The sequence below is a fragment of the Streptomyces sp. NPDC046915 genome, assembly GCF_040644935.1.
GTDB lineage: Bacteria > Actinomycetota > Actinomycetes > Streptomycetales > Streptomycetaceae > Streptomyces.
In genome coordinates, this window is record NZ_JBEYXB010000010.1 from 60204 (window position 1) to 83017 (window position 22814).

At 67.7% G+C, this 22814-nt stretch carries 15 protein-coding genes and 1 pseudogene; 10 read left to right on the forward strand and 6 right to left on the reverse strand.

Going from position 1 to position 22814, the window contains the following annotated elements; all coding sequences use genetic code 11:
- The first annotated feature begins 4 nt into the window (after window positions 1-4).
- From ABZ915_RS25670 to ABZ915_RS25710, 9 genes and pseudogenes are all read left to right on the forward strand, one after another.
- On the forward strand, window positions 5-943 hold the full coding sequence (locus tag ABZ915_RS25670; RefSeq protein WP_361807581.1) for a J domain-containing protein: 939 nt from the start codon (window positions 5-7) through the stop codon (window positions 941-943).
- Window positions 940-1314 carry a chaperone modulator CbpM gene (locus ABZ915_RS25675; RefSeq protein WP_361807584.1) on the forward strand — a complete coding sequence of 125 codons (375 nt, stop codon included), beginning with the start codon at window positions 940-942 and terminating at the stop codon, window positions 1312-1314. The genes ABZ915_RS25670 and ABZ915_RS25675 overlap by 4 nt, the downstream gene beginning before the upstream one ends.
- A complete protein-coding gene (gene clpB, locus ABZ915_RS25680; RefSeq protein ID WP_361807586.1) occupies window positions 1305-3944 on the forward strand; it encodes an ATP-dependent chaperone ClpB in 2640 nt (879 codons plus the stop codon). The genes ABZ915_RS25675 and clpB overlap by 10 nt, the downstream gene beginning before the upstream one ends.
- Window positions 3941-4387: a thioredoxin gene (gene trxA, locus ABZ915_RS25685; protein ID WP_361807589.1), complete on the forward strand. Its 447-nt coding sequence runs from the start codon at window positions 3941-3943 to the stop codon at window positions 4385-4387. The genes clpB and trxA overlap by 4 nt, the downstream gene beginning before the upstream one ends.
- A gap of 5 nt (window positions 4388-4392) precedes the next feature.
- Window positions 4393-4656, forward strand: a complete 264-nt coding sequence (locus ABZ915_RS25690) for a UBP-type zinc finger domain-containing protein (RefSeq protein WP_361807592.1) — start codon at window positions 4393-4395, stop codon at window positions 4654-4656.
- Window positions 4656-6470, forward strand: coding sequence for an FAD-dependent oxidoreductase (locus tag ABZ915_RS25695; protein WP_361807595.1), 1815 nt, complete (start codon window positions 4656-4658; stop codon window positions 6468-6470). Before ABZ915_RS25690 ends, ABZ915_RS25695 begins: the two co-directional genes overlap by 1 nt.
- A 48-nt stretch (window positions 6471-6518) precedes the next feature.
- On the forward strand, window positions 6519-7019 hold the full coding sequence (locus ABZ915_RS25700; RefSeq protein ID WP_361808302.1) for an Hsp20/alpha crystallin family protein: 501 nt from the start codon (window positions 6519-6521) through the stop codon (window positions 7017-7019).
- 598 nt (window positions 7020-7617) lie between these two features.
- On the forward strand, window positions 7618-8010 hold the full coding sequence (locus ABZ915_RS25705; RefSeq protein ID WP_361807598.1) for a DUF2267 domain-containing protein: 393 nt from the start codon (window positions 7618-7620) through the stop codon (window positions 8008-8010).
- 108 nt (window positions 8011-8118) lie between these two features.
- Window positions 8119-8670 (forward strand): annotated as a pseudogene (locus ABZ915_RS25710) (nucleotidyl transferase AbiEii/AbiGii toxin family protein); the annotation flags it as partial.
- 230 nt (window positions 8671-8900) lie between these two features.
- Here the strand turns inward: ABZ915_RS25710 and ABZ915_RS25715 are convergent.
- Window positions 8901-9530 carry a hypothetical protein gene (locus ABZ915_RS25715; RefSeq protein WP_361807600.1) on the reverse strand — a complete coding sequence of 210 codons (630 nt, stop codon included), beginning with the start codon at window positions 9528-9530 and terminating at the stop codon, window positions 8901-8903.
- Between the two features lie 1084 nt (window positions 9531-10614).
- On the opposite strand from ABZ915_RS25715, the gene ABZ915_RS25720 reads away from it, so the two are divergent.
- Window positions 10615-11727: a site-specific integrase gene (locus tag ABZ915_RS25720; protein ID WP_361808305.1), complete on the forward strand. Its 1113-nt coding sequence runs from the start codon at window positions 10615-10617 to the stop codon at window positions 11725-11727.
- A 238-nt stretch (window positions 11728-11965) separates the two neighbouring features.
- Here the strand turns inward: ABZ915_RS25720 and ABZ915_RS25725 are convergent, their stop codons facing one another.
- The 5 genes from ABZ915_RS25725 to ABZ915_RS25745 all read right to left on the reverse strand — a co-directional run bounded on the left by ABZ915_RS25725 (window position 11966) and on the right by ABZ915_RS25745 (window position 22733).
- Window positions 11966-13573 (reverse strand): hypothetical protein, encoded by a 1608-nt coding sequence (locus ABZ915_RS25725; RefSeq protein WP_361807603.1) that lies wholly within the window; start codon window positions 13571-13573, stop codon window positions 11966-11968.
- Window positions 13574-14094: 521 nt separating this feature from the next.
- Window positions 14095-15261 carry an HNH endonuclease gene (locus tag ABZ915_RS25730; protein ID WP_361807606.1) on the reverse strand — a complete coding sequence of 389 codons (1167 nt, stop codon included), beginning with the start codon at window positions 15259-15261 and terminating at the stop codon, window positions 14095-14097.
- A 14-nt stretch (window positions 15262-15275) separates the two neighbouring features.
- Window positions 15276-16919, reverse strand: a complete 1644-nt coding sequence (locus ABZ915_RS25735; RefSeq protein ID WP_361807608.1) for an AAA family ATPase — start codon at window positions 16917-16919, stop codon at window positions 15276-15278.
- Between the two features lie 10 nt (window positions 16920-16929).
- Window positions 16930-19833, reverse strand: a complete 2904-nt coding sequence (locus tag ABZ915_RS25740) for an N-6 DNA methylase (protein ID WP_361807611.1) — start codon at window positions 19831-19833, stop codon at window positions 16930-16932.
- On the reverse strand, window positions 19830-22733 hold the full coding sequence (locus tag ABZ915_RS25745; protein ID WP_361807614.1) for a DEAD/DEAH box helicase family protein: 2904 nt from the start codon (window positions 22731-22733) through the stop codon (window positions 19830-19832). Before ABZ915_RS25745 ends, ABZ915_RS25740 begins: the two co-directional genes overlap by 4 nt.
- Window positions 22734-22814 lie beyond the last annotated feature (81 nt).

Sequence of the window (22814 nt, forward strand, 5' to 3'; positions counted from 1 at the left end):
GGCCATGGCACGCGACTTCTACGAGGTTCTCGGGGTCCCGCGAGACGCCGACAAGGACGAGATCCAGCGGGCGTTTCGCAAGCTGGCCCGCAGGTACCACCCGGACGTCAACAAGGACCCCGAGGCGGAGGAGCGGTTCAAGGAGATCAACGAGGCCTTCAGTGTCCTGTCCGACCCCGACCAGCGGGCCCGTTACGACCGCTTCGGCGAGGACTTCCGGAAGGTTCCCGAGGACTGGGAGGAGCGGGTCGGTGCCGGCGCGGGACCCGGCGGCGGCTTCCGCTGGTCCACCGGGGGCGGCCCCCGGGTCCGGTACGCCACCAGCGGCTTCGGCGCGGAGGACGTCGACGTCGAGGACCTGTTCGGCTCGTTCTTCGGGGGCGCCGGACGGGTGCGTGTCCCCGGAGCCGACCAGGAGGCCGAACTGCCGCTCACCGTCGAGGAGGCCTACCGGGGAGGCCGTCGCACCGTCACGCTCGCCGGTCCCACGGGGCAGCCGCGGCGGTACGAGGTCGACGTGCCACCGGGTGTCACCGACGGGCAGCGTATCCGGCTGGCGGGCGAGGGCGGCCGGGGCAACGGTGACGCCCCCGCGGGGGACCTGTACCTGCGGGTGCGGATCCAGCCGCACCCCCGGTTCCGCCTCGACGGCCGGGACGTGTATGTGCAGCTTCCGGTCACACCCTGGGAGGCCGCGCTCGGTGCGACGGTTGCGGTGCCCACGCCGAGCGGGGCTGCGGCGAAGGTGAGCGTGCCCGCGGGCTCGTCCAGCGGCCGGCGGCTGCGGCTGCGCGGTGAGGGCATGCCGAACCCGCGCGGCACGAACGGCGACCTCTACGCCGAGCTCCGGATCATGGTGCCGTCCACGCTCAGCGACCGGGAGCGCGCACTCTTCGAGGAGCTCGCCGCCGTCTCCTCGTTCGACCCCAGGAGTACACGATGAGTGACCCACGCGCCGGGGCGCGCCAGACGTCTCGGCTGACAGCTCCCGCGCCGGCACACGTCCGGTACGCGATCGTGCCGGTGCCCAGGCTCTCTCTGCAGACCGTGGCCCGCCGCTCCGGCGTCCATCCCGACCTCGTCCGCCGGTTCGTCGCTCTGGGCCTGGTCGAGGCCGAGCGCGACGCCTCCGGAGGGCTGGTGTTCGAACCCACGGCACCGGCCACCCTCGCCCGCGTCCAGCGGCTGCGCACCGGACTCTGCCTCAACTACGCATCCATCGGTCTGGTGCTCGACCTGCTCGACCGCATCAGCCTGCTCGAAGCCGCCCTGCGCGGCCGCGGCACGAGGAGTGACACACCCCCATGGACATGAACCGTCTTACCCAGAAGTCCCAGGAAGCCCTCCAGGAGGCCCAGAGCGCGGCCGTCGGCATGGGGCACACCGAGGTCGACGGGGAACACCTGCTGCTCGCGCTTCTCGATCAGGAGGACGGTCTGATCCCACGGTTGCTGCAACAGGCCGGCACCGAGCCGAAGGAGCTGCGCGCGGCCGTGCGCGAGGAACTCTCCCGCCGCCCGAAGGTCACCGGTCCCGGCGCGGCACCCGGCCAGGTCTTCGTCACCCAGCGCCTGTCCCGCCTGCTCGACGCCGCCGAGCGGGAGGCCAAACGCCTCAAGGACGAATACGTGTCCGTGGAGCACCTCCTGCTCGCCGTGGCCGAGGAGGGCTCGGCGACCGCCGCCGGACGCCTGCTCAAGGAGCACGGCGTGACCCGGGATTCGTTCCTGAGCGCGCTCACCCAGGTCCGCGGCAACCAGCGCGTCACCTCCGCCAACCCTGAAGTGGCCTATGAGGCTCTGGAGAAGTACGGCCGCGACCTCGTCCTCGAGGCTCGGTCCGGGCGGCTGGACCCGGTCATCGGCCGTGACGCGGAGATCCGCCGCGTCACCCAGATCCTCAGCCGCAAGACCAAGAACAACCCCGTCCTCATCGGCGATCCCGGCGTCGGCAAGACCGCCATCGTCGAGGGCCTGGCCCAGCGCATCGTTCGCGGCGACGTCCCCGAGGGCCTGCGCGACAAGACGGTGTTCGCTCTCGACATGGGCTCCCTGGTCGCCGGCGCCAAGTACCGCGGCGAGTTCGAGGAACGACTCAAGGCCGTGCTGTCCGAGGTGAAGGCCGCCCAGGGGCGCATCCTGCTCTTCGTCGACGAACTCCACACCGTCGTCGGCGCGGGCGCCGCCGAAGGGGCCATGGACGCGGGCAACATGCTCAAGCCGATGCTCGCCCGCGGTGAACTCCACATGATCGGCGCCACCACCCTCGACGAGTACCGCAAGCACATCGAGAAGGACGCCGCCCTCGAACGCCGCTTCCAGCAGGTCCTGGTCGACGAGCCGAGCGTGGAGGACACCATCTCCATCCTGCGCGGACTGCGCGAACGCCTCGAGGTCTTCCACGGCGTGAAGATCCAGGACACCGCACTGGTCTCCGCGGCCACCCTCAGCCACCGCTACATCACCGACCGGTTCCTGCCCGACAAGGCCATCGACCTCGTCGACGAGGCGTGCGCCCGGCTGCGCACCGAGATCGACTCGATGCCCGCCGAACTGGACGAGATCACCCGCCGCGTCACCCGTCTGGAGATCGAGGAGGCGGCCCTGTCCAAGGAGACCGACGCCGCCAGCAAAACTCGCTTGGGGGAACTGCGCAAGGAACTGGCCGACCTGCGCGGCGAGGCCGACGCCAAACACGCCCAGTGGGAGGCCGAACGGCAGGCCATCCGCCGCGTGCAGGAGCTGCGCCAGGAACTGGAGCAGGTCCGCCACGAGGCGGAGGAGGCCGAACGCGCCTACGACCTCAACCGCGCCGCCGAACTCCGCTACGGCCGCCTCCAGGACCTGGAGCGCCGGCTGAAGGCAGAGGAGGAGCAACTTGCCGCCAAACAAGGGCAGAACCGGTTGCTGCGCGAGGTCGTCACCGAGGAGGAGATCGCCGAGATCGTCGCCGCCTGGACCGGCATCCCCGTCGCCCGTCTCCAGGAGGGCGAACGCGAGAAGCTGCTGCGCCTGGACGAGATCCTGCGCGAGCGCGTCATCGGCCAGGACGAGGCCGTCAAACTCGTCGCCGACGCCATCATCCGTGCCCGCTCCGGCATCCGCGACCCGCGCCGCCCCATCGGCTCGTTCATCTTCCTCGGCCCCACCGGCGTCGGAAAGACCGAGCTGGCCAAGACCCTCGCGGCGGCCCTGTTCGACTCCGAGGAGAACATGGTCCGCCTCGACATGAGTGAGTACCAGGAGCGGCACACCGTCAGCCGGCTCATGGGCGCACCACCCGGATACGTCGGCTACGAGGAAGGCGGCCAGCTCACCGAGGCCGTACGCCGCAAGCCCTACTCGGTCGTGCTGTTCGACGAGATCGAGAAGGCGCACACCGATGTCTTCAACACCCTGCTGCAGGTCCTCGACGACGGCCGCATCACCGACTCCCAGGGCCGCACCGTCGACTTCCGCAACACCGTGATCATCATGACGTCCAACATCGGCTCCGAGCACCTCCTCGACGGCGCCACCGCCGAGGGCGAGATCAAGCCGGACGCCCGCGCCCTGGTGATGGGCGAGCTGCGCGGGCACTTCCGCCCGGAGTTCCTCAACCGCGTCGACGACATCGTGCTGTTCAAGCCGCTCGGTGAGCGGCAGATCGAGCGGATCGTGGAGCTGCAGTTCGACGAACTGCGCCGCCGCCTCGCCGAACGCCGTATCACCGTCGAACTCACCGAAGCTGCCCGGGAGTTGATCGCCCACCAGGGCTACGACCCGGTGTACGGTGCCCGGCCGCTGCGCCGCTACATCTCCCACGAGGTAGAGACGATGGTCGGGCGCGCCCTGCTGCGCGGTGACGTCCAGGACGGCGCGACGGTCCGCGTCGACGCCGACCATGGAGAGCTGGTGGTCACCTACGACCAGCCCGAGGACGTGAAGGGAGCGCGGGCGGCATGAGCACGATGCAGGCGACGACCGTCAGATGTCCCCACTGCGGGCGCACCAACCGGGTGCCCGTGGCCGCGGAGGGCCGCCCCAAGTGCGGCCACTGCAAGCAGCCCCTGCCGTGGATGGTGGACGCGGGCGACGACGACTTCACCGAGGTCGCCGAGCGGGCCGACGTCCCCGTCGTGGTCGACCTGTGGGCCACCTGGTGCGGCCCCTGCCGCATGGTCAGCCCCGCACTGGAGAAGGTCGCCACCGATCTCGCCGGCCGAATCAAACTCGTCAAGGTCGACATCGACAAGAACCCGCGACTGTCGCGGCGTTTCGAGGTTCAGGCCGTACCGACACTGCTGATCCTCGACCGGGGCGAGACGGTCGCCCGGCAGGCGGGAGCGGCGCCCGCCCCCGCTCTGCGCCAGTGGGTGGAACAGTCGATCACCGCCCGGAAAGGGTGATCCGGATGACCCTGCACGCAGACCCCCACCTCGCGCTTGTCCGGCCGGTCCAGCCGCTGACCCCAGAAGGGTGTCAGGAGTGTCTGATGCTCGGCTCCCCGTGGGTCCACCTGAGGCTCTGCCTGACCTGCGGGCACGTCGGCTGCTGCGACTCCTCGCCGAACAAGCACGCGCGCAGGCACGCAGCCGCCGTCGCCCATCCGATCGTGCAGTCGTTCCAGCCCGGCGAGGACTGGCGCTGGTGCTACGTTCACGAGGCGTTCGTCTGATGTCCGGCGACCAGTCGCTGCCGGGCGAAGAACCGGTGCCGGAGAAAGCGGGCGAGGCCGCCTTCTGGGAGACCCCGGACATCTACGGCGCGTACCCGCGCCTTACGGAGGACCAGACAGCACGTCTGGCGGAGTACGGGCAACGCCGGAGCATGGCTCCGGACGACGTGCTGATCCGGGAGGGGGAGCGCTGCGAGACGTTCTTCGTCGTCCTCAGCGGTTCCGTCGCCGTCGTCGAGGACTACGGCACTCCCGAGGAGCACGTGCTGCGCGTGCACGGCCCCGGTCGGTTCATCGGCGAACTCGGCCTGCTGTACGGACAGTTGGCCTTCTACAGCGCTGTCGCCAGGGAGCCGGGCGAGGTCCTCGTCGTCTCCTTGGACCAGTTGCGCCACCTGGTGTCCCAGGACTCCACCATCGGGGACGTCGTGCTGCGCGCCTGTCTGGGCCGTCGCGCGCTGCTCGTCGGACAGGGCGCCGGCTTCCGCATCGTCGGCTCGCGCTACTCGCCCGACACCAGACGGCTGCGCGAGTTCGCCGTCCGCAACCGGCTGCCGCACCGGTGGATCGACCTGGAGACCGACGAGGAGGCCGAGGAGTTGCTGCGCCGCTTCGGCGTCGGCCCGGCGGATACACCACTTGTCATCTGGCGGGACACCACCCTTTTGCGCAACCCCAGCAACGCGGAACTGGCCCGGCTCATCGGCCTGCCGTCACTGCCCGCCGGAAACCGTCACGGCGACGTCCTCATCGTGGGCTCCGGACCCGCCGGCCTCGCTGCCGCGGTGTACGCCGCCTCCGAGGGCCTGAGCACCACGGTGGTGGAGGCGATGGCCACCGGCGGCCAGGCCGGCACGTCGTCCCGCATCGAGAATCTGCTCGGCTTCCCATCCGGCATCTCCGGCGCCGAACTCACCGAACGCGCCGTGTTCCAGGCCGACAAGTTCGGCGCCAGGATCAGCCTTCCGCTGGAGGCGACCGGCCTTCATGCCAAGGACGAGGACCACTACGTGGTGGCGTTCGCCGACGGCAGCGAGATCGCCGCCCGCGCCGTCGTCCTGGCCATGGGTGCCCGCTACCGCAGGCTCCAGGTGCCCGGCATCGAACGCCTGGAGGGCACGAGCGTGCACTACTCGGCGACCGTCTACGAGGCCCAGCAGTGCCACACCGACCCCGTGGCCGTCGTCGGCGGAGGCAATTCGGCCGGGCAGGCAGTGCTGTTCCTCGCCGGGTACGCGCCGAAGGTGCAACTGCTGGTCCGAGGAGCCAGCCTCGAGGCCAACATGTCCCGCTACCTGGTCGACCAGGTCGAGCGCCATCCGCGGGTGGGGGTCATGCTGCACACCGAGGTCACCGAGGTCATCGGCCAGGAGGTGCTGGAGGAGCTCGACGTGGTCGACAACCGCACGGGCGGGCACCGTCGGCTCGCGGTACGGAGCCTGTTCGTCTTCACCGGCGCCGAACCTCACACCGAGTGGCTCGCCGGCACCATCGCCCTCGACTCCCGCGGCTTCGTCCTCACCGGGCCGGAGGCCCAGGAAGCCTGCGCCTCCCCCGAGGTGTGGCACGGCCGTGGGCGCTCGTGCATGACCCTGGAGGCCAGCCTGCCCGGGGTCTTCGCGGTAGGGGACGTCCGTAGCGGCTCGGTGAAGCGGGTGGCCTCCGCGGCCGGTGAGGGCGCGATGGCCATCCACTTCGTGCACCGGCACCTGGGGCACTCGGCCGCACCCGGCACCACGGGCACGTCAGCTGTCGCGGGCCACTCGGACGTCTCCCCACGCATACGTCACAAGGAGTCCGCATGGCTCGCATGACACATGGCGGGCGATGAGATCACGAGAAGGAAGAAGGAGGCGATGGCGATGGCCATGCCCGTCCGGCGCCACCGCGGTGGCGGTCTGCAGGAAAGGCCCGTCTGGGCACCGACCCCTCTCAACCCCCTGGTCGAGTTCGACGAACTGCTCAACCAGATGAGCGGGCTGCTGGAGTCGACGGTAGGTGCGGCACCCGCAGTCGCGTGGACGCCTCTCGCGGACGTGTCGGAGTCCGAGGACGCGTTCCACGTAGAGATCGAACTCCCCGGTGTGAAGAGCAAGGATATTGACGTAGAGGCCAACGGTCCCGAACTCGTGGTCACCGGGGAGATCAAGGAGCGGGAGCGCAAGGGTGTCCTGCGCCGCAGCACCCGCCGCGTCGGAGTCTTCGAGTACCGTTTGCGGCTGCCCGGAGAACTGGACACCCACAAGATCAAGGCTGAGATGCAGGACGGAGTGCTCAGCATCACCGTCCCCAAGGCCGACGTCGCAAAGCCGCGACACGTCGAGATCAGCGAGACGAGTGGAAGCGCCGAGAGCAGCGGCTGAGACGCGAGCGCCGCGGTTCGGGCACCTATCCGGCCGCGGCCGGGCCGGCGAGACTCGACACCCCTTACGGCGGCTGAGACGCGCTACGCGTCTCCCCACCGTTGGCGGTTCTTCCTGCCGATCTCGCTGACGTTCTTCGTGGCGTACGCGGGAGCACTTGGTCTGTCTGACGGTGAGCGAGGTCCTATCTGACGGTGAGCGAGGTCCTGAATGTCGCCGACCGCACCGCCCGCCGCCGGGAGCAGGAGCCCGCCGTTACCGCCCGGGCACCGGACCCGGCAGCACCCTGTACTCGCCGAGGATGGCCTGTACCGCGGGCACGGCAAGTCGTACATCCGCCACGGCCGGACAACGCCTCGACGACGAGATCGAACAGATTCCCCCGCTCCAAGTAGCCGGCCCGACGAGCCGCGACCGACTCGAACAGGCGGTGGCGGCGGTTCCTGGGGCTCCGGGCGCCTGCGCCGTGCCCCGCGTGGGTCTCGGGCCAAGGGCCTTGCGAACGGCAGCTACGCGCCGCCGGACGGACCCGGCCGGCTCGACGGCGCACCGAGCGACCCCCTTGACCAGCGGTGACCAAGGCAGAAGGAAGTCAGCGATGAAATACGACGGATTCCTCGCCCGTGTGCGCGAGCGAGGCGAATACAACGACCAGGACGAAGCCGCGGACGTCACCAACGCCGTGCTGGAAGTGCTGGCCCAACGGATCAGCCCGGGAGAGGTCAAGGACCTCGCATCCCAGATGCCCGGCCCGCTGGGACAAGTCCTGGACCATGCCACGCCGCAGCAGGCGCGAAGCTTCGGGATCGAAGAGTTCTACCGCCGGGTCGCCGAGCGCACCCATGCCCGACCTCGTACGGCGCAGTGGGACGCCAGCGCGGTCCTGACCACCGTCGCCGACGCTGTCACCGGCGGAGAGCTGAATCAGATCATCAGCCAGCTCCCCTCCAGTTACGCGGTCCTGTTCGGCAAGGCCGACCTCGCGGACTGAGCCCGTGAGGCGCGGTGGTTGCTGAGCGTGATGATCGTCTGACAGTTCCAGTGGGCTGCGTTCGACCTCGCCCGCCGGGTGCCCTTCTCGTCCACCGTGCCGGTGTCATGGGCGGCGGATATGCAGGCCCACCGCCTGGTCGAACGCTTCAGCCGCGACCTCGACGCCGCCACCGAGAACCCCGCTCCGATGCAGGAGATCGTTGCCTCGCTCACAGCAGGTCTCAGCGCGCGCGGATGGCGGACCACGCACGTCCAGACTGATCTGCTCAGCGGCCGTTTCCTCGTCACCGATCCGGACACCGGCGAGGAGTGCGAGGTCGACGTCCTCAAGGAGGCGTTCTGGGCCCCTCCCGCTCAGGCCCCCTACGGCCCCGTTCTTTCCCTCGATGCGTGATCGGCACCAAGGTCCGTGCCCTCGCCGACCGCGGCACCGTCCGCGCCCTCATCGACGTCCGACCTCGAATCCTTGGGCCGCCGTCGCGCCCACGACGAGTTCAGCCTCGAAGACCTCCGGGACCGGCTCATCGGCGCGGACTGGTACGAGGATGAGGACTACACCGCGTATGGGCTCACCTCCCGGCAGATCGAAGAACTCAAGGCGTGGGCGTTGGAGTGGGCGGAGGATCTGGGGGCGCGGATCCTTGACGAGAACGCCTGAGAGGCGGTCATCGTGTCCATCCCCGCTACCGCCGTTGCAACGAGAGGATGCGGTGTAGCAACCAGATTCCACCCCGGAGCCGTCCACGGTGGGTGGCTGCCCTGCACGGCGGATGTGCAGGGCAGCCGAGTGATACCCAGCAGTGGACTCACGGCGAAACTCCTGGCCGTCAGGTGGCTTGGTCGTCCGCCCAGAGGCCGTCCGGACGGACCTGTCGTCTCAGAGGCGCGTCAGCGAGACGAGCACGCGCAGGGTTCCTCGTTCTGCCCCGGCAGCAGTCGCAGGGCGAAGACGGAGCCGTCGGCGTGGACGGAGACGGGGCCACCCCAGTTCTTGTCGAAGGTGAGGCGGGGGCGGACGCCGCGGCTCGCGTGGACGAGGGCGCGGTACTCCTCGACGTCGCCTCTGGCGAGAAGTCGGAAGACTTCCTTGTCCACGCCGGAGAACGCCTCGACGCGGGGGCCGTTGAGGCGGAAGACGTGGTCGGTGCCGACGTACTCGTTACCGAAGAGGGTGTGGGCGGCGTCCTGGATGCTCATGCTGGCCGCGTGTTCGAGGCCGGTGAAGCGTTTGCGGCCCTGCCGGTCGGTCAGGTGGCGGGCGGTGGTATGGCCGGAGCCGGTGAAGGCCATGAGGCCCGCCGCGGTGGTGTGGGCCAGGGACTCCTGGAACCAGGCGTAGTCCTTCGGCTGCACGTGGCAGCCCCGTACGGGCTCCGGTGCCACCAGGCCCTCGGCCGACGGGTGGATGTCCGGCATCACGTTCGCCTGGAACGGCGGGGCGTTCCGGTTCGCTTCCCGACCCTCTGCCGGGGACAGCCGACCACCACTGCCCGGTGCCTGGAGGGCGTGGACGGTCATCGTGCCGCCGTCCGTCGGTGTACTTGGGTGCGCCCCAGTGTTCCGCCAGCCCCCGGCCCGCACCACGCCACGACAGGGCAGTGGCCCGGGCGAGGGTGTGGAGCACGTCCCAGAGGGTCACTTCGAAGTGCCGGGGCAGCTCCGTCGGCAGGATCGGGACGAGGGCGGGCTTCCGGCGGAGCGGCTCGTCCTCGTTCTCCTTGCGCTTCTCGTCGTCCGCCGCGATGGCGACCTCCACCTTCCCTACGAGCGCGTCGTCGGAGTGGACGGAGACGTTCGAGGGCTGGGTCAGATCCTGGAGCACTTCCTCGGTCGGCTTCAACAGCTCTCCTTCACGGTGTGCGAGCGCGGTTCGCCATCGGCTGGACCGTACGGAAGGGCGGAGCGGCGCACGCAAGTGCGCAGGGACGCGTGACTTGGACTTTGGCCCGGGCGGGCGGGTGTCGGCGCCTTGGACGCGCCTCGCCCGCGAGTTCCACGCTGCCGAGGGGCCTCGGGCGGGCGGCAGGCAGCGAGCCGGCTTCCGGGACGGTCGAGCGCCGACCGGCCGACGGCCAAAGGGACCGTGTTCCACGAACCAGAGCGATGTCGGTGCCCGACAGGTCGGTGCGTGGAGGCACGTCGTCCGTGGGCAGGGTCTCCCGCATCCTTGATGGCTCATCAGGTAAGTCAGCATCCGGTCAGCATGAGTCGCCGGGCTTTCCCGGAGGATTGCCTGAACAGGCGCCGGTGCGGCGCGAAAGCCCAGGCGTGAAGCCGTCTCGCCCGAGCGGAGCGATGTTCCTCACAATTCTCGACCGGCGTGTCCCGGTGTACAGTCGACACCGCCCTTGACCTGCACAAAGCAGGCAGGGAGCCGTCAAACAGGAGTCCAAAGTGCTGCGTACTCTGTTCAAGTCCAAGATCTAGCGTTTGGGTGTTTCCGCAGGTCAGAGCCCTGATCGCGGCCTCCAGGTCAGCAAAAGGTCAGCAGCAAGCCGGACGGTGTCCGGCTTGCTGACCTGCGTCTACGGCAGGGGCCTTCTGCGCCGCCCATCGCCCTGCTCGGAAGGCTTGATGCGTGGCTCGACAGCTTGCTCGTGGGATGGGGTCCTTCTTCAAGGAGTGCGGTTGTTCCAGGCCGACTCGTTGCCCGCACCCGTACACGATTCGGTTCAGGGACGCTCTCGGTAAACAGCGTGAAGAGGCTGGTTTCGGCACGCAGGACGACGCGATCGAGCGCCTGACGCAGATCTACGCGGAGAAGAAGAAGACAGCGCCATCCGTTGCTGAGGCCCGCCGGGAACTCGGTCAGCAGACGGTCGCGGAATACGCGAAGCAGTGGCGGCCCCGGCAGCGGAGGATGACCGAGTACTCCACGGGCTGGCACGTCGACAGCTCCATCAACGTGCACATCATCCCCCGTCTCGGATCAAGGAAGCTGAACTCGGTCACGCCGATCGTGGTCGAGCGTTTCCTGGATGAGTTGGAGACCGACAGGGTCGGGCGCGGAAACCAGGTGAACATATTCCGTGTCCTCAAGGCCATCCTGCGGGATGCCTATGGCAAGGGTGCCATGGCGGACAACCCTCTGAAGGGGGTCCAGGAGCCGGAGTACGTTCGGGAGAAGGTGGTCATTCCCTCCCTCGACTATGTGAAGAGAGCGCTGACTGTCGCGGATCACATCCTCGCGCTTGAGATCGTGATGATGGTGGGTTGCGGCCTGCGAAACGGGGAAGCCCGCGCGGTGAACATCAACAATGTCGTGGCGGACGACGTCTACCGGGTTCACGAGCAGATCCACTCGAACACGCACAAGCCGGCGAAGCTGAAGCACCGCAAGGCGGGGGAGTTCCGAGAGGTTCCTCTGCCGCGCTCGGTGCGAGAAGCGATGGAGCGCTACGAGGAGAAGCACGGCACCACGAAGGACGGCTACCTCCTGCGCGGTCCCAGCGGCTACTACACCGAGCCGATGGAACGCCGACGTGTGCAGAAGCTCTTCAAGGCACTCCCTGCGCAGGACGGTGCGGGCATGTACAGCTTCCGGCACTATTTCGCCTCGAACGCGCTCGGGAACGGGATACCGATCACCGACGTGGCCGAATGGATGGGGCACAAGTCCATCGAGGAGACGTATCGGACCTACCGGCACCTGATGCCTGGGAGCATTGCGAAGGCGGCTCGCATTTTGGATGCCGGCCTTTGGGAGGCGGCTTGATCCCAGATTTGCGAAGATTCGCAACACCGACTCGACCGGCTCCTCAAGGCTGGGTGATCTCCGATGACGTGTGAAGGTGCTGATCACAGCCACTCGTGACTGCGGCCGGTGAGCGAACCTCCAAGAGCAGCAGATGTGGGAAGCCTCGGCCCGAGTCATGGCCGAGGGCATCATTCTGCTGGAGCCTGGTCGCCTTCGTGGTGGCCAGGCTCTTCTTTGGCGTGAGGCCCTGCGTCGGTTATTCCGTCTGCTCTGCTTCCTCCGCAGCAAGCCACTCATTAAGACCAGTCAGCATTGCCAGTGCGGACACGAAGAGCGTCTCAACGGCTGCTGGTCCTCGGAGATCGCCGAACACCTTCGTGAGCATCTTTTCATATTCCCTACTCTTTCGGTGTGCCGTCGCCTTGGACCTAACCTCTTGCAGGTTACGGAGAAACTGGATGTCTCGCTCAGCGTGCGGGTACCCGGCCAGCTTCAGCCAACGTTCGAGCTTTGAGATTCCCTTCTCGTTCTCGATCTTGTCCGGCAGCTGCGCCTGTACTTGCTTTTCATTGATCGCGTCAACAAAGAGCTGGGTCATGATGCGAATGCTTGACTCGAACTCGGCTTGAGAGTCGTTCAGGGGAAGACGAAGACGCTGCAGAAGTCCAGCGTCCGCCTCCTCGGGCTTGCGGAAGAAATCCCACCCGTAACGCTCGTTCCATGCACGCCCAAACGTCACGTAGTTAGATCTCACGAGCAGGTCTTCTGCCGTTGGCTCAGTAAACTGAGCGAAGAAGGCTCGACGGATAAGCGTTTCACTGGGGCGACCATCTGCCGGAACGTTGAAGCTCCTCCAATAGTCACGCTCCTGGCGAGGCAGGTCACGACCGAGGTCACCAAGGAAAACAACAACATGGTCTTTGGCGCTGTTGTCGATCTGGATGCCCCAAAGGGAAGCACAACAAAGACGACCATCAGAAACTTCGTAGAGCTCGGGCTTGTCGTAGTACTTCTGCAAGACTTCTCGACGGAAGAAGACCGGCGTCAGGTAGTGAGGCGCGTCTGCGTTAGCCCCGAAGTAGTTCGCCAGGGCTTCCGGGTTGCATGTATAGCGGACCTCGTAACCATCATCATCGGTCCCGATGATGAACTCGGGAAAGTAGGTGTCCTCTTCCTCGTATGGCCAGACGCCACTTTTCTCGACAGGCGGTGGCGACACTACTCGAGTGCCTAGGTAGCGAGTGAAGTCACGCCCCATGATGCCGTCACTTGAATACAGGCCGGCACGCAGGTCATCAGTTGTCCACTCAACGTCATCGGGCACAGCAACGCCCTGCCCTGCCCCGTATCTAACTGAGTCGATATAGAGAATGAGGTCGAGTTGCCGTGCAGCCTGGAACTGCCGCAGAAGTTTTGTGCGTACCTCAACCTTGTTGCCAGTGATTTTGACGGCAATCGACGAGGTACCGTCGTCATGCGGCTGTATGAACTGAGACGTCAAATCGTCCCAGTAGAGGTTGTGGTACAGCCGAAAATGCTGGGTCAGCTCAAGCGTCGATGGCACTACCCCGTGATATTCGCGGAGAAGAACCAACGGCTCGATGCCGTCAGGGGTCCCGTCTTGAAAATAGGTTGCTACCGGATTACCGTTCTCATAGTGCTGTGAGAAACCGGGGCCGAAGTCACCTTTCGAGATGTCCCATCCAGGATCACTCAAGATGCGCTCTCGCTTCGAGGGTAGCGCAAAGGCACAATAGATACCACCGTTGGCGTCGTCATCGTGCCAACTGTCGCAAACGACCGTCCACGCGCCACGTTCAAGCGAAGTGAAGCGCCGCATGACATCCTCTTGCTTCAAGTCCATTTCGGCATTGTAAGGTAAATTCCCCATGTCAGCAACAACTTTTCCAGTGATTCCATGGGGCGCTAACATCCAGAGGCTAACCCTTGATCTGCACAATCAGCTTTTTGCCATCACGTATGGTGCCAGCAGTGACACCGATGGCCACAATCGGGAGGCCACTATCTGTTTTCGGCTGGTCACTGATGAAGTGGATAGTTACGGCGATGAGCCACAGAGCAGTAACCGGAACGATAAGAGGACATGTGCGCGTAGGGGTTGTCAGAATTGCCGATACGGCGATGAAGACGAGGCTAATGAGCTGATCCTGGCCCGTACCTCTGACAACGGCCGAGGGGCGAGGCGGTGCGATCGACGCGGACGCTGCCAGACAACGGCTTGGGGCCGTTGAGTCAGTTTGAGGGAAGGTTTGAGGGAAGGGGGACGCCATGGTGGTCGATGAACCGATCTGTTTTCGTTGAGTGACGTTCCGACGGTGGCGGGCTGGACAAGCCGTGTGGAGGAGCGTGGTGGGGCGGTGCCTGTCAGCCGTCCTGGGCGATCAGGAAGTCGCGCAGGTCGGAAAGCGTCCGTGTCGTGCCGTTCATCGTTAATGACCAGAAGGTCCACCCATCGACCTGGTCGTCTCCGGTCGCCATCCGCGCTGCGGATGTGGGTGTGGCCAAGGGCTGCTGGAAACACATGATGATGCCGTCCGCCCGCAGCGTTGCCTTGACCGGGCCCCGCTTCCCTCGGCCTGTCAGCTCGATGCCGCCTGCGGAGAACGCCTCGGAGGGCAAGGCAGCCACCAGGGTTCGCAGGTTGACACGATGGGCCGCTGTCGTGGCCGCCGGGGGCTCGGTTTCGCCACTCACGCGTTCGGTAACATCATGCATTGCCTCTCCATGAGGGGGCACCTCGTCTCCCGAGCGGCCGTATGCGAGGAGCGCCAAGCGTTCGGCTGCCGCTGCCGCTGCACTCCATTCGGCGGTCGTCCGTGTCAGGTCATCAATCTCCTTGCGGGCGTACGGTGCCACAACGACGTCGTCTCTGCGGATGAGGTATAGCTCGACGAGGCCCTTTACCTTATCGATCAAGGCGGACCTTCTCTCAGTGAGCCGGTCGGCGTTGAGCGCTAGTATGCGTATGGTCTCGTCCACCCGGCAGAGATCGTGAGCCACCTCCTCGTCGGAGTGGAGCCGTTCGGGCCTCCGCCGGACGTAGCCCTGCCCGTCGAATCCAACGAGATCGACGTCCTCGGCCACCACGGGATCAAGGAGCACCGGCAGTTCGCGCTCCAAGCTTTCGCCCGCTGACGCGCGCTGTCCGAGCAGAGGGAAGCGGGCTCCCTTGCCCGGTCCGGCGCTTCTATTGCCGTAGCGGGCACCGCCACTGTTGCAGTAATGGCAGGTGAGGCGGTAGTTGGTGGGGTCATAGGCGAGCCACCAGTACCCTCGATGCTTGGCCTCGCCGACGATGGCGGACTTCGGCCGGTAATGGTCGACGATGTAAGGCGAGCGATCAAACAATGTCTCGCAGTACCAGCATTTATCCATAAGGGCGATCAGTTGATCGCGGATCGCGTCCTCCCGCCACATCTCACGGAAGGAAAGTTCCTTGTCCGCGTCCTCCGCATCTTCTTGGAGCTTCTCAAGTTCCTTGGCGGCTCGGTCTGCCCACCTCTGCGGAGCGGTGAGTCCGGTGATATCCACATGGCGCACCGGGATCAAACCCCCCGGGAGAAGTGCTCGTCGAAAAGTATCCGTGCGGTCGCTTTAAGTTCCTCGCCTGACACAGTCCCGTTTCGAGCCCGTTCGATGAGTTCCGTGCGCCGCCGGTGTAGTTCCGCCAGGAAGGAAGAGAGAACCCTATCTCGGCGCACTGTGGCGAAGCCCAGACCGTCGAGCCGATCGGTTACCTCCTGCAGTTCCCGGCGGGCCTCAGGGTCGTCCTCCGCCATCGGTATGAGGCGGTACTGGGTGTCGATTAGGTCCTGGGTGTATTCGTCGAGCTGGCTCCGGAGGCGGAATAAATCCGAGGTGAGCAGCCCGCCGGCTCCTTGGCCTCGTGGGTCAGTGCCTGGGACGAGCGCAGTGGTCCGCCCGTGGGCGTCGGTCTCGAGCACCCGGATCTGCTGCCGCAGCATGTTCGAGACGAGGAGGGGCTCGTGGGTGGCAGCGATGAACTGCGAGCGCTGTCCATCGCCGAGCATGCTCTGCACGGACGAATACCAGCGTCGACTCCACTCCGGGTGGAAGTGCGCGTTGGGTTCGTCGAGCAGGAAAAGTGACTCCTGGCCTCGCTGTAGCCGCAGCAGACCGAGGACGGTGAGTATCTGCTGTTCGCCGGAACTCAGTTGGTCCGCCCGGACGACGGCGCCATCCACCTTGCGGACGCTCACATCGACGGTCAGGTAGCCGGCCATCTGGAGGGTGGATAGGAGACCGAACATCGATAGGTCGCTGTCGAAGAGGTTACGGAAGGCGAGCACGTCCTCGGGGCTGCTCATGGTGAGGGCGAACCCATCATCGGGAGTGCCCGCGCTGTACAAGGGGTCTGATTCCGGCACCGGTCCGAAGCGGCCGGATGCCGCTGCCTCGGTAAACAGAGCGCGCGGCGGCCCGCCAAGCCCCCAGTACGGTAGGGCCCACAAGTCCCCCTCTACCGACGCGGGGGCGCGCAGGTGCAGCGTGGCGGACACCACCCCGTCCATCCTGGCCTGTTCTCTGAGGTAGTCGCCGAAAACGTCCGCCCACTGGGCGGCCAGGGAGAGCAGTACCAAGGGGAGCCAGTCGGGCGTGCACAGGAATCCCGGGGCGTAGAGCGGGCACGTGATCGGCAGCTCCAGCTGCTCCGACCACATCCCCTCCTCATTCTCCGGCCGGTCCTGCCAGGCGAACCAGGACTCGGTCCACTGCTTGCGCCACGTCGCCAGCTCCGCCTCGGCGAAGTGCACGTGGCGCTCGAACTCGGAGCCCCGTGGGACTTGGTCGTGCACCTGATACCCGAAGACGTGGTCGGGAAGGTGGCGGAGCCAGTCGTGACGCGGTGTCTCGTCGCGCGACCCGGCGGCGTCCGTAACCCACATGACCGGATCTGCCTCGGCGGACGGCTGCACGATCTCGACGGTCGTGTCGCGGAGCCGGTAGCGCACCTCGTATCCGAAGTCCGTACGGCCCGAATGGTCGAGGGCGCAGCGGTAGAGAGCCCCGAAGAGCTCCGCGAGCGCATGCAGGATCCGGGACTTCCCACCTCCGTTGGGACCGATCAGTACGGCAATGGCCTGTCCCTTGTCGACGGCGCTCTCCAGGTCGAGGGTAAAGTCCCGCAGGCCGCGGTAGTCGGGCAGCCTCAGCTGCAGCAGCTGCATCGGATCCCCCTCAGCCGGACCGGAACGTACTGGCATCGCGCGGCGGCGTGAACTCCTCCGCAAGCCTGGCGAACCGTCGCCACGCGTCCTCCAGCCGCGTGGAGATCTGCTGGGCGATCAGATGCGGCTCTGGAGCGTCTCGCGGCTCCTCCTCGCCCAGGTCGGCGCCGAGGTCGAGGTTGACGTCGGGCCTGGCGAGGAGCGCGTCGACGGAGTAGGGCTTGAAGAACCGCGACGCGACCCGGGACTCGGGCGGGTGCCCGGGCCGATAGGCAGCGATGAACGCGTCGAGAACGGAGCCTTCCGGGGAATCGGCGACGGCCGTGTGTCCGGTCCGCGCGTCGTAGACCCAGAGGTGGCGGGTCGCCGGCGATCCGTCGGGGCGGGCCGCGGCCTTCTCGAAGAACAGGACGTTGAGCTTCACCCCCAAGGAGCCTCCGGAGAACCCGATGGGAAGGCGGAGCAGAGTGTGTACGTCGCACTGTTTCAGCAACTGTCTCCGTACCCGTTCCCCGGCGCCCTTCATGAAGAGGACGCCGTCCGGTACGACGACGGCGGCCCGGCCGCCGATCTCCAGCAGGGTGTAGACGTGCTGGATGAAGTTGAGCTGCTGGTGGCTGGTGGCCGCCCAGAAGTCCGGCCGGGCGAGGGCGAGCTCCTCAGCCCCATGGAGGTCGGGCGCGCCGGTGGACGGGGGCACCCAGCGTCGCTGCCCCAGTGGCGGATCGGCGAGGACGAGGGTGGCCTGGCGGCGGGGGCTCACGGTGAGGGAGTCCCGCACCTCGATGGCCGCCCGGTTGCCGTCGAGGCGCTCGACGCCGTGCAAGAACAGGTTCATGGTGGCGAGGCGCGCCGTCGCCTCCACCAGTTCCGTCCCGCGGATCGCGCCGTGGGACAGCTGTTCCCGCTGGGCGGGCGGGACGCCTGGCGGGAGATGTCGGGCAATGTGCTCGAAGGACCGCACCAGAAACCCCCCGGTGCCTGCGACTGGGTCCACGATCGCGTCCTCGACGGTCGGACGGCAGCACGCGACGATGGCGTCGATCAGCTCCCGGTGGGTGAAGTACTGGCCTGCGGCGGTCCGGTGGTCTTGAGCGCACCGGGCGAGAAATGCGTCGAAGACCGGGGCGCGCCACTCCGGCCGTTCGTCCCACCACGAGAGCCCCTCCCCGACCTGTTGGATCAGGTTCTGGAGGTGCAGCGGGCGCCGCAGGCGGTTCTGGGCCTTGTGGAAGATGCGGCCGACCACGCCGCCGCGCTCGCCAAGCTCCGCCAGGAGGGCGCCGTAGTACTGGACCAGTTCCGTGCCCTCGTGCAGCGCGAGCTCGTCCCAGGCGTCGCGCCCCAGGACGTCGACGCGGTTGAGGGGCCGGTGCCGCAACTCCTGCGTCGCCTTGAGGAAGAGCAGGTATGTCACCTGCTCGCCGTACTCCAAGGCTGTTAGGCCGTCGTCGCTCAGTAGCGGGAAGGAGGACCAGAGGCGCTCGGCCCGGCGCTCCACCTCGGAAGGTCGGTTGACAGGCCGTCGGGCGGGCGTCGTCGGCGGCACGGTCACTGCTCCCTTGAGTCGTGCGTCGTTCTCGCTGCTCGGCGCAGCGCCGTGGGGCAGCCTCCCCGCGAGGGCCTGCTCCCGACAGCCGTTGCGCAGCCGGTCCGCCATCGTCAAGGCTTCCTCAGCCGACGCCGTGACGGAGGTGAGGCCGCTGTTCCATGCCTCCAAGGAGGCGAGAAGCGTGCCCTGTTCGGCGAGTGGAGGCACGGGGACGGGGGTCTGCCGCAGCTGGTCGAGGCCCAGGGAGGCTAGGCCGGCTGTGCTCCGTGCGGCGCCCTGCAGTCGGCGTCGGCCGGGCCCATTCGCGTACAGGGCGAGCAGCCGGGGGTGCAAGGCGTCCCCGGCCATGCGGACTCGTGCCACGTGGTGGTTCGGTACGTACGTGCGATGGGAGGAGTCCTGCTCCCATAACCGGGCGAAGCCGAGGCTGTCGGGCTTTCCGCTCAGCACAAAAAGGACGTCCCCCGGGCTCAGCCGGTTCGCCTCCGCCTTACGGGCGTCCAGCCGCACCGTCGGCATCCGCTCGTGTGCCCATTGCTCGCCCCGGAACTCGGCCGGGCGCAGGGACCCCACCTCGACCTCGTGCGGATCGTCGGCTCGCCGGCTGTCCGCTATGGGCCCGCGTACGATGTCGGCCAGCTCGCCGAGGGCGACCCAGCGCCATCCCACGGGGACGGCGGGCAGGGGGGCGCGGTGCGCGGCCGTGGAGTGCTCCGGGTCCGCGTGCGGCCCGGTCATGGTGCGGCCGAGGACGCCCTGGTCGATCACGAGGGTGCGGAGGTCTTCCACCCGCCGTAGCGTGTCGCGGACGGCGGCTTCCTCCTCGTCGACCCGGGCGAGCCAGAAGGCGAGAGAGGTCTTGATCCGCTCCTGCTCGGATCGTGGGGGCAGCGGCAGCCGAACTCGTTCCAGGTCCCGTGCCGCGATGTGATGCATGCCAGCGCCCTGACGTACGGACGACTCGATCTGGCGCCGTACGGCGCGGGACTCCCATGCCAACACCAGGTACTCGGGGTCGATCAGCCGCTCGTCGACCCTCACCCGCACCATGGTGCCGGGGTACGTCATGGGCCCGGTGGTCTCGCGGACCAGGGCGGCCCGCCCGATCCGCGTTCCGAGCCTGCCGTTGCGGCTCATCAGAATGTCGCCCGGCCGGACCAGATGGTCGGCCGCTTCCGCTGCCGAGGCCCACGGGCCTTCCCGGGACGCGGCGAGGTCGACCGTCGCCGACCGCAGCGCGGGCAGGCGGAGGACGGGCACCCCTCCCGGGACGGCCTGACCGGACCGGCCCGCCGCCAGCGGCTCGCGCAACAGCTCGCCCAGCGGAACCTCGGTCCAGCGGGGCGGCAGTCCCGTCCTCACGCCAGCACGCTCCGCAGCTCGTCCAGCAGGCGGACCGCACCCTGCTCCCCGAAGGCGCGCAGGAAGCCCGACGTGCCGCCCCTGAGGGTGAAGGGAACCGCGTCGAGAGACGCGGCGGCGAAGTGTCCGCCGGCCGCCGTGCCGTCCGCGATGTGCTCCATCCACCAGACCTGGTCGGAGTCGAAGGACCGCCCCCGGCGCTCCTGGTGGTCGATCCACGCGTCGAGCCGGTCGAAGACCTGGTCGCGGTAGGGGCGCGGGCGCGGCTCCAAGCCCGCTTCGTACCGGACGAGGGTAAGGAGGTCCACGGGCCCCTTCGGTACCCGCGGCCGACGGGGATCCGACACAGTGACACCGGCGCGTTCGTACGCGCTCCAGATCCGCTCCGCCGTCAGGCCGTGGGGCGGCCGCGCCAGAGACTCGACCCACGAGCGAAGCCTCCGGACGTCACCCTCAGCCAGGCCCCCTGTGCCGGTAATCAGCTCCTGCGCCGGGTCGTTGCCCGCCCGGAGGAAGGACCGCCAACGCTCCATGACCTCGGCGTCGTCGACTGTTGCAGCGGCGGTCGGGGCCGGGGCCTCGTCCGCGTCCTTCCCTCGCCCCCGTTTTCGCGTCGTGGAAGGTTGACCGGCATGGTGTCGTGCGACGTCGACCGGATCCACGACCACGCACTGGGTCTTGGCCGACGCGCCGGGGGTGACCGCCCTCAGCTCCGCCGGCGCGATGGGGCGCGTCCCAACCGCGAGCATCTGGAAGAAGCGAGATGAGGACTTGACGTCCCGCAGGAACAGCAGGCATTCGACGGGGGCGATGTCCGTCCCGGTAAGCAGGTCCACCACGACGATGATTCGCAGTTCGACGGTGTTACGGAACTGCGAGAGCAGCCGGTACGGTGATCCGCCTTTGAATGTCACCTTCTGGCAAAAACCAGGCCCCTGCCCGAAGACCGCGCGCACCGCGTCGACCACCTCGTCCGCATGCTGGTCGTCGGCCGCATAGACGACGGTCTTGGGCAGCGACACGTCCCCGGAACCGAGCCTCGCCCGCTCGGGGAACATCGACGGCAGCCCCTCCTTGAACGCCGTCAGCGCGGCGTGAAGCGCCTTGCCGCTCACCACGGAACGACGGTGCCCGAGGGGTTCCTCCACGTCGAGGTTGAACTCCTCCTCCAGCGTGTCGGCCGCCCGCTCCGGTCGCGTGGGGAGGTCGCCAATACGGTAAATGGTGACCTGCACGGCTCGGCCGTCGGCGACGGCGTCCTCGAAGGTGTAGGAGCTGACCAGATTGCCCTGGAAGACCTCCAGCGCCCGGTCCGTCGGGGTGGCTGTCAGGCCGAGCACCGGGGCATCGAAGTAGTCGAACAGCGCACGCCATCGGGAGGAGACTGACCGGTGACAGTCGTCGGCGATAATGAGGTCGAAGGACTCGGGGGGCAGATCGGGCCGGTAGCGGAGTCCGGACGCTGGATTGCCCCTGGACAGCGCATTGTGGAGCCGCGGCACGGTGCTCACGACGACCCCGTGGGGCGGCATGGCGTCCGAGCCCAGCCGCTCCACCCGGTACGACTCGGTGAACTTCCGGCCATCGTCGCCGGGTCCGGCGTATGCGGCGAAGGTCGCCAGCGCCTGCGTTTCGAGCTCTACCCGGTCGACCAGGAAGAGGATTCGGCGGGCCCGGGCGTGCCGCAGCAGACGGTGGGCCGCGATGACGGCCGTGACCGTCTGGCCGCCCCCAACAGCGATCTGGACCATGGCCCGGCGCTCGCCCCGGCGCAGCGAGCTCTCGAACGCCCGCACCGCGTTGTACTGCACCGACCCGAGGGAGTCCCGGGCGTAGCCGTCATCACCGAGGTCCGGAAGACGGCGGAGGAGGCGGCCCTGGAATGTCGGTGCCTGGGGGTCGGTCGCGGCTTCGCGCAGCCAGCGGGCCACGGTATCCGGCCGGTGGAAGGTGAAGAGCTCCCGGTGGCGCGGCTCGGGGTCGTCCCCGTTCCGGAACAGCACCCGGACGCCGTCGGTGGCGTATGTGTAGGGCATCCGCCGCTCCGCGGACGCCGTCGACGGGGTGCCGGCTTCACGGGTCCGAGCCATCGCCGCGCGCAGGTCCTCGCTGCGGTGACGCACCTCGACGGTGCCCACCGGCTGGTCGTCGACGCGGAGGACGTAGTGCGGTCCCGCCGCCCGGTCCGGGTGCGCCGTGCTCCGCACGGCGACCCCCCGTACCGGTAGCTCGTGCGGCGTCTCCGAATCATCTCGTACGGCCCATCCCGCCTCGGTCAGCAGATCCGCGACGCGCCACTCCGCCTCCAGGAGGGCCGAACGTGCCTTCAGGTGCGCGTGGGTGGCCGTCTCAGCGGGCGCACGCCGGTCGAAGGACCGCCGCAGAACGGGGGCGTACTCGTCGAGCAAGGCAACCCAGGTGGCCAAGCCTGTCACTTGCTCCCGCACGGGGATCTGCCGGTGCGGTGAGCCTACCGGGGCGTCCCATTCGGCCGGCGGCACGAAGGAGAGCGCGTCACGCACTCCGGTCCGTAGTCGGAAGTACCAGACGCCCAGCTCGAAGCAGTGACGCACGAAACGCCGGGCACGGGACCGGTCGTCCGATCCGGCCTCGCCGTCTGGTGTGGGGTCGCCGGAGCGGCGCAGTTCGGCCAACGCGCGGTGCACCGGGCCGTCGGTGAAATCCGGACCGAGCAGCCGGACGGACTCCGCGGTCAGGACCTCCGCGAACTGCCGGGCCTGGGCGAGGGACCGTTTCGGGCGGTTGTGCGCGTCGGCCTCAGCACCCGCGCCGTACACCAGCAGGAGGGGCTCCAACGGCAGCAGAAAGCCGAAGTTCGCGGAAGCGGCGGCCAGCTCCGCCAGGGCTTCCTCGACAGCCACCTGGTGCACTCGGCCCACGTTCCCTTCACTCCTCGTCAGCGTCACCGGCGACCGTGGCACGGCGTCGAACAATCACCCCAAATCTATCGCTTCAGGTCG